Source organism: Sphingobium sp. SA916, assembly GCF_002894065.1.
Classification (GTDB): Bacteria; Pseudomonadota; Alphaproteobacteria; order Sphingomonadales; family Sphingomonadaceae; genus Sphingobium; species Sphingobium fuliginis.
Genome location: NZ_LXYF01000097.1, coordinates 1 through 7,355 on the forward strand (window position 1 = coordinate 1; position 7,355 = coordinate 7,355).

The 7,355-nt window shown below is 65.5% G+C and carries 7 protein-coding genes; 5 read left to right on the forward strand and 2 right to left on the reverse strand.

From position 1 onward, the window contains the following. Window positions 1-137: 137 nt before the first annotated feature. A complete protein-coding gene (locus A8G00_RS23650; protein WP_025549634.1) occupies window positions 138-1,601 on the reverse strand; it encodes a PLP-dependent aminotransferase family protein in 1,464 nt (487 codons plus the stop codon). Window positions 1,602-1,689: 88 nt separating this feature from the next. Between A8G00_RS23650 and A8G00_RS23655 the strand changes: the two genes are divergently transcribed. Further along, on the forward strand, window positions 1,690-2,292 hold the full coding sequence (locus A8G00_RS23655; RefSeq protein WP_103001873.1) for a YitT family protein: 603 nt from the start codon (window positions 1,690-1,692) through the stop codon (window positions 2,290-2,292). Between the two features lie 120 nt (window positions 2,293-2,412). After that, a complete protein-coding gene (locus A8G00_RS23660; RefSeq protein WP_025549636.1) occupies window positions 2,413-2,919 on the forward strand; it encodes a DUF1993 family protein in 507 nt (168 codons plus the stop codon). Window positions 2,920-3,072: 153 nt separating this feature from the next. Here the strand turns inward: A8G00_RS23660 and A8G00_RS23665 are convergent, their stop codons facing one another. Continuing rightward, a complete protein-coding gene (locus A8G00_RS23665; RefSeq protein WP_025549637.1) occupies window positions 3,073-3,555 on the reverse strand; it encodes a hypothetical protein in 483 nt (160 codons plus the stop codon). Window positions 3,556-3,641: 86 nt separating this feature from the next. Between A8G00_RS23665 and gyrB the strand changes: the two genes are divergently transcribed. Genes gyrB through A8G00_RS23680 form a run of 3 tightly spaced genes read left to right on the forward strand, consistent with a single transcriptional unit; the run spans window position 3,642 to window position 7,232 of the window. Continuing rightward, window positions 3,642-6,149: a DNA topoisomerase (ATP-hydrolyzing) subunit B gene (gyrB, locus tag A8G00_RS23670; protein ID WP_061934369.1), complete on the forward strand. Its 2,508-nt coding sequence runs from the start codon at window positions 3,642-3,644 to the stop codon at window positions 6,147-6,149. 4 nt (window positions 6,150-6,153) lie between these two features. Continuing rightward, window positions 6,154-6,717 carry a DNA-3-methyladenine glycosylase I gene (locus A8G00_RS23675; RefSeq protein WP_044660594.1) on the forward strand — a complete coding sequence of 188 codons (564 nt, stop codon included), beginning with the start codon at window positions 6,154-6,156 and terminating at the stop codon, window positions 6,715-6,717. Between the two features lie 8 nt (window positions 6,718-6,725). Continuing rightward, the gene (locus A8G00_RS23680; RefSeq protein WP_103001874.1) at window positions 6,726-7,232 is read left to right on the forward strand and encodes a COG3650 family protein; all 507 of its coding nucleotides are present in this window, start codon (window positions 6,726-6,728) and stop codon (window positions 7,230-7,232) included. Window positions 7,233-7,355: the final 123 nt, after the last annotated feature.

Genomic DNA, 7,355 nt, shown 5'->3' on the forward strand with positions numbered 1-7,355 from the left:
CATACAAGGCGGAAACAGCGTCGTCTGAGTGCGTTCCGCACCAACAATGAAGCGACCCATGCGATCCTCCAAACCGTCGGATCATACTACCATATCTACCGCGTTTTTACACAGTCTGGACCGATATCCGCCAGCGCTCAGATCAACCGATCCGCCTCCAACGCCGCCGCCAGGGAATCGCGGCCGCGCGGCATGCGGGCGTGAAGCCGCGCATCGGCTTCCGCCAACCGCTCGACGCCAGTGGTCAGTTGCTCCTCCGATAAGGTGAAGGGCAGGCGGAGGAAGCGCTCGAACGCCCCGCTCACGCCGAAGCGCGGCCCAGGCGCGACACGCACGCCATGACTCTCGGCAATGGCGGCCAGCGCCGTCGCCTCGCCGCGCGGCAGTTCCGCCCAGAGCGACAGGCCGCCGGCAGGGGATTCGGCACGCCAGTGCGGCAGGTGTCGTTCGATCAGCCCCAGCAGATGATCGCGACGCCCCCGCAGGATCGCCGCCCGCGGGCCAAGCCCTTCGTCGCTATCGATCAGATGCGCGACGGCAAGCTGCTCCACCACCGGGCTCGCCATGTCCATCGTCGTGCGCAGCCGTCCCAGCGCCGCGACGGTCTGCGGATCGGCGCGAATCCAGCCGACGCGCAGCCCACCCCAGAAGATCTTGCTGGCCGAACCCAGGGTGATGACCTGCCGCCCGGAAGGATCATGCACGGCGACCGGCGGCGGCGGCATATTGTCCAGACCCATCGCCGCCATGGTCTCGTCGATGATCAGCGGCATATGGCTGCGCGTCGCCGCGGCCACCAGCGCGCGGCGGGTGCCCGGGTCCATGCTGCGCCCCGTCGGATTGTGGAAATCCGCGATGATATAGGCGAAGCGCGGACTGGTCTGGCGGAAGGCCGCTTCCATCGCGTCGATGTCCCACCCCTGCGCGGGCAGGCCGACAGGCACCGGCACGACATGGGCGCGCTGCAAGGCCTGGATCGCGTTGTGATAGGTGGGATGGTCGATCACCGCCCGGTCGCCTGGTCCCGCCAGCCAGTGCAGCAACAGCGAAAATCCCTGCTGCGCGCCGTTGGTGACGATGATCTGGTCCGGACTGGTGGGACATCCCCGCCGCTCATAATAGGCGGCGATCGCCCGGCGCAGCGGCGGCAGGCCCAAAGGGTCGTACCCCAGCTCGCCCAGAAAGGCGGGCAAGGCCTCCACCGCGACCTGATAGGCGCGGCCCACGCCCGGCGCGGCCGGCAATGCGGCATGGGTCCAGTTCAGGATATTGCCGCCGTCGATCATGTCGATTTCCGGCAGGGCCTGTTCCATCCGGCCGGGCGGCAGGCGGGTGACGCTGCCCGATCCCTGCCGGCTTTCCAGAAAGCCTTCGTCGCGCAGCCGGTCGAAGGCGGCGGCGATGGTCGTGCGGCTGAGGCCCAGCGCGGCGGCCAGTTCCCGTTCCCCGGGCAGGCGGACGTTCAGGCCGACGCGCCCATCCAGCACCAGCATCCGCAGCGCCTGCGCCAATTGGCGATAGGCGGGCTCCGCGCTGTCTTCGGCGCGCCAGGCGCCCAGCAGGCGAAGCAGGGAAGGCGGCCGCAACAGGGAAGTGGACATGACCTAGGTTCCAATCCGGAAAGGGAGGAGGCCACTTACCCAATAATGGCCATTTTGTAAAAGGCCATTTCGGGTGATTTCAACCGCCATGATGATGCACCGCCGCCTTTTCCAGCTTTTCTGGGGCCTTGGCCTTTATGGCTTCTCCATGGCCCTGATGCTGCGCGCCGATCTGGGGCTCGATCCCTGGGACGTGCTGCATCAGGGATTGGCGCCGCGCCTGGGTCTGAGTTTCGGCATGACGGTCAATCTGGTCGGGGCGATCGTGCTGTTGCTCTGGTGGCCGCTGCGTCAGCGGCCCGGTATCGGCACGGTCTGCAACATTGCGGTGATCGGCACGGCAGTGGACCTCAGCCTGATGATCCTGCCCACGCCGGAGGGTTATGCCATGCGCTTCGCCTGGTTGGCGGCGGGGATCGTCCTCAACGGCATTGCGGGCGGCGCCTATATCGGCGCGGGGTTGGGCCCGGGCCCGCGCGACGGGTTGATGACGGGCTTCTGCCGCCGGACCGGATTGCCGGTCAAATGGGTCCGCACCGGTATCGAGATCGGCGTGCTGGCGGTCGGCTGGCTGCTGGGCGGCACGGTGGGCCTCGGCACCCTGCTCTATGCGGCGACGATCGGCTGGATCGTGCACAATGCCTTGCCCTTCTTCACCATTGTCCCGCGCGAACGCCCCGCGCTTGGCTGATCCGGTTGCCCCCTGACCGGCCGGCATGGAGTCCGCCGGCCGGTCCTTTTATTTCGCGCGGGTATCGACTGTAGCGATCCACGCCATATCTAGGCGCCTCACGATCATGAGGAGAGCCTGGTGGCGACCGACCTGTACGACCTGACCGTTCCCGTCTTCATCCGCGGGCTGCGCAACCTTTCCGCCATTCTGGAGAAGGGCGCCGCCCATGCGGAAGAAAAGGGCATCGATCCACTGACGCTGACGCAGGCGCGCCTGATCGGGGACATGGCTCCGCTCACCGGACAGGTGCAATATGCCAGCGACAGCGCCAAGGGGGCGGTGACACGCATCGGCGGGCTCGATCCGGTTGCCATGCCCGATACGGAGCAGAGCTTTGCCGACCTGCAAGAACGGATCGGCAAGACCATCGCCTTCCTGGAATCCGTGCCTCGCGAGCGGATCGACGGGCGGGAGGATGCGGAAGTGATCCTCAAGGGCCCTCGCGGCGAATTCCGCTTTACCGGACGCAGCCATGCGCTGGGCTTTGCGCTGCCCAATTTCTATTTCCATGTTTCGACCGCCTATGCCCTGCTGCGGCAGGCGGGGGTGCCGCTGAGCAAGATCGATTATCTGGGTGGGATTTAGCGGCCGGGTGGCGACGGCGGTCATAAGGCATTCCCCTCCCGCCTGCGCGAGGGGTTAGGGGCGGGCGCGAGCGCAGCCAGCCTCCAGCCTTGCCGTCAGCAAACCACCGCCGATGTCGCGCCCGCCCGCTCCCGCCTGCGGGCGGCGCACCCCCTAACCCGCGATCAACCGGATGGCGGCGCTCGACACCCAGCCGCTGGGGCAGGGGCCGTCATAGGGCTGCTTGCGATCCACCGGTCCGGACACGCCGCAATCCACCGGGGCCGCGGCATTGTCGGCAGGAGGATCGGGGACCAGAACGACGCCCAGCCATTTCTGGTCGAGGCTGCGGGTGCAGACCCATGCGCGGCTGCCCTCCGCCATGCGGGCGACTTCCCCGGCGTCCGAAAAGGGCGCGGCCCGGACCGCCGCTCCTCCGGCGCCTACGCGCACCGCCTGGCCCATGGCGCCGCAGGCGTCGAGGCGCGGACCGTCCTCCCCAATGGTCACCGGGCGGACGAGGCGCGATTCCAGACGGGTTTCCGGCACCTCCTCCCGCGGTGCGCCGGCAAGCGAACTATTGGGCAGTTCCTCCAGCACGTCGCTGCTCTTGGAGCAGGCGGCAAGCATCAGGACCAGGGTCAGGATCATGCGCATAGCCGCCTGATAGACCCTGCCCGGCGCGGGCGATAGCCGCCATGTTTCGCTTTAGTTTGCTGGCCCTTTTCCCTATATGCTCGGATATGAGCGAGGAAAGTCAGAACAACCCCAACAGCAATGCCTATGGCGCCGACAGCATCAAGGTCCTGAAAGGGCTGGATGCCGTGCGCAAGCGGCCCGGCATGTATATCGGCGACACCGACGACGGCTCGGGCCTGCACCATATGGTGTTCGAAGTCAGCGACAATGCCATAGACGAGGCGCTGGCCGGCCATTGCGACCGCATCCTGATCACGCTCAATCCCGACGGATCGGTCAGCGTGGAGGATAATGGCCGCGGCATCCCCACCGACATCCACAAGGAAGAGGGCGTCTCAGCGGCCGAGGTCATCATGACCCAGCTCCATGCGGGCGGCAAGTTCGAGAACACGTCGGACGACAACGCCTATAAGGTGTCCGGCGGCCTGCACGGCGTGGGCGTCAGCGTGGTGAACGCGCTGAGCGAATATCTCGACCTCAACATCTGGCGCGACGGCAAGGAGCATTATATGCGCTTTGCCTATGGCGACGCCGTGGCGCCGCTCAAGGTGATCGGCGACGCGCCTGCGGGCAAGAAAGGGACGAAGGTCACTTTCCTCCCCTCGACCGAGAAAGTACCCGGCGACGGCGGCACGTTCAAGAACCACACCGAATTCGATTTCGAGAAGCTGGAGCATCGCTATCGCGAACTCGCCTTCCTCAATTCCGGCGTGCGGCTGTTCCTGATCGATGCGCGGCATGAGGAGAAGAAGGAGATCGAGCTGTTTTACGAAGGCGGCATCGCGGCCTTCGTGAAGTGGCTGGACCGCAACAAGCAGCCGCTGATGCCCGATCCGATCGCGATTTCGGGCAGCCGCGACGATGTCACCATCGACGTCGCGCTGGAATGGAACGACAGCTATTATGAAAATGTCCTCTGTTTCACGAACAACATCCCGCAGCGGGACGGCGGCACCCACCTTGCCGCCTTCCGCGCCGCGCTGACCCGGACGCTCAACAATTATGCGGACAAGTCCGGCCTGCTGAAGAAGGAAAAGGTCTCGCTGACCGGCGAGGATATGCGCGAAGGCCTGACCGCCATCGTGTCGGTCAAGCTGCCCGATCCCAAATTCTCCTCGCAGACCAAGGACAAGCTGGTTTCGTCCGAAGTGCGTCAGCCGCTGGAAAGCCTGATGGCCGACAAGATGGCGGAATGGCTGGAGGAAAATCCCCAGCATGGCCGCATGATCGTGCAGAAGGTGATCGACGCCGCCGCCGCCCGCGAAGCCGCGAAGAAGGCGCGCGAACTCACCCGGCGCAAGGGGGTGATGGACATCGCCTCGCTGCCCGGCAAGCTGGCCGACTGTCAGGAACGCGATCCCGCCAAATCCGAACTCTTCCTGGTCGAGGGTGACTCGGCCGGCGGTTCGGCCAAGCAGGGGCGCAACCGGCATAATCAGGCGATCCTGCCGCTGAAGGGCAAGATTTTGAACGTCGAGCGCGCCCGTTTCGACCGGATGCTCTCGTCCAAGGAAGTCGGCACGCTGATCCAGGCGATGGGCACCGGCATCCGCGACGATTTCAACCTGGAAAAGCTGCGCTACCACAAGATCGTCATCATGACCGACGCCGACGTCGACGGCGCGCATATCCGCACGCTGCTGCTGACCTTCTTCTACCGCCAGATGCCGCAGATCATCGAGGCGGGGCATCTCTTTATCGCCCAGCCGCCGCTCTACAAGGCGACGCGCGGCCGGTCGGAGGTCTATCTAAAGAACGAAGCCGCGCTGGAGCAGTATCTGGTCGACAATGGCGTCGAATCCATGGCGCTGGAAACGACCGGCGGCATGCGGTCTGGCGAAGACCTGCGCCACCTGATCGAGCATGGCCGGCGGATGCGCGCGGTGATGCGCTATGTGCCGCGCCGCTACAATCCCGCGATCATCGAAGCGCTGGCGATCAACGGCGCGCTCGATCCGGAACTCAGCCATGACGCGCAGGCCGAACGGTTGACGAACACCGTCCGCTGGATGGATGCGCAGGACGAAGAGGGCAGGTGGACCGGCCGGATCGCGGAGGAAGGCGGCTTCCATTTCGAGCGGCTGTGGCGCGGCGTCACCGACCATCACATGATCGAGGCGGGCTTCATCGGGTCGGCCGAAGCGCGCAAGCTGCACGCCATCGCAACCGAGGAGGCGGACAGCTATCGCACCGCCAGCCGTCTGGTCACGGCCAAGGCGGCCGCCGCCGCCGAGGAGGCGGGGGATGACGATCTGCCGGTCGCGACCAAGGGTTCGACGGCGGTCACGCGGCCCAGCGAATTGCTGGAGGCGATCCTCGCTGCCGGGCGCAAGGGGCTGGCGATCCAGCGGTACAAGGGCCTTGGCGAGATGAATGCGGAACAGCTTTGGGAAACCACGCTGGACCCCGATAATCGCTCGATGCTGCGGGTGGAGGTCGAGCAGGCGGACGTTGCCGACGAGATTTTCACGCGGCTGATGGGCGATGTGGTCGAACCGCGGCGCGAGTTCATCCAGGACAATGCGCTGAACGTCGCCAATCTGGACGTCTGATCCGATGGAGCGGGTCCGTTGCGGTTGGGCTGGATCGGACCCGCTTTATTGCGCCTATCATGACAGCGAATGGGGCGTTCCGGAACGCGATCCGCGGATGCTCTGGGAAACGCTGATGCTGGAGGGCTTCCAGGCGGGCCTCAGCTGGATCACCATATTGCGCAAGCGGGAGACGTTCCGCGCCGCCTTTGCGGGGTTCGATCCGGACAAGGTTGCGCGCTTCGACGGGGCCGATGTCGAACGTTTGATGGGCGACCCCGGCATCATCCGGGCGCGGGCGAAGATCGAAGCGACGATCGGAGGCGCGCGGATTTTCTGCGATATGCGGGAACGGGGCGAGGATTTCTCCGCCTATGTCTGGAATTTCGTCGGGGGCGAGCCGATCCGGAACGATGGCCTGACCTTCCCGGCCAGAACCGACCTTTCCGAAGAGATTTCCCGGGACCTCAAGAAGCGCGGCTTCAAATTTGTGGGCCCCACCATCGTCTATGCATGGATGCAGGCGATCGGGATGGTGAACGATCATGCGGTGGATTGCTTCCGGCGGGATGAGGTCGGCAAGGCGTGAGACGATTCCTGCCGCTGGTCCTGTGTGCGCTGGCGGGGTGTGGCGGCGACGGGATGCCCACGGCCAATAGCGCGCAGCCTCACGCCTCCGCACCGATCGGGACGCCGGACCCAGCGCCAGGCCAAGGCCCTGAAAATATTTCGAAACTGGTTCCACGTGGAACAGAGGCACGTGGGACGGAGGAGAGCCCGCCCGTCAGCTCTCCCGGCGTTAAGCATGCTGTGGACGATGGTTATCGGGCGATCGGGACCGAGCCTTTCTGGGCCGTGACGGTAAAGGGATCGACCGCCGTGCTGGAGCGCCCGGACAGGGCGCCCGTCCGCTACGCCATATCCCGGAACGACGACCGGCGGGCTGTCCGTTTCCTCGGCGAGGGCTTTTCAATGACCGTAACCGAAGGGCCGTGCAGCGACGGCATGAGCGATGCGGTCTGGTCCGACCGCGTGGCGGTGGCCTTTGGCGAGGGAACGCTGAACGGCTGCGGCGGCTTGCGGGACGATCAGGGCGAACCGTAGAGCCAATCGACATTCAGAAGATGACGAGCCGAGCCGAAGGCCACCGAAGGTAAAATGGTGGTTTTCCGTGACCCGGAGCGCAGCCTACTCAAAGTAGGTGAGCACCGGAAGCACGGAAAAGCG